Source organism: Monashia sp. HAY1-5C, assembly GCF_056755255.1.
In genome coordinates this window covers 1-250 of sequence record NZ_JBPGXG010000584.1, presented here as the reverse complement: position 1 = coordinate 250, position 250 = coordinate 1, and the positions used below count along the sequence as shown (strand labels likewise).

At 58.8% G+C, this 250-nt stretch carries 1 pseudogene; it reads left to right on the top strand.

The annotated features are described in order from the left end of the window. Positions 1-65: 65 nt before the first annotated feature. Positions 66-250 (top strand): annotated as a pseudogene (locus ACR9ZK_RS22845) (hypothetical protein); the annotation flags it as partial.

Here is a 250-nt window from a genome sequence, read left to right as displayed (position 1 = left end):
CTGTGAACGCGAAGCGATTGATGTATTCAGGGGACTCAAAGCATAGGCAGGAATGGAGAAGTGTGGTGGATACGCACGATACATCGAAGGCAGCCAAGAACATGGCGAGTGGCGGTCTCGACGAACAGGCTCTCTACTTTCATCGTTATCCCCGCCCCGGCAAGCTTGAAATCCATGCCACCAAGCCGCTCGGCAACCAGCGCGATCTGGCGCTGGCCTATTCTCCGGGCGTGGCCGCACCCTGCCTCGC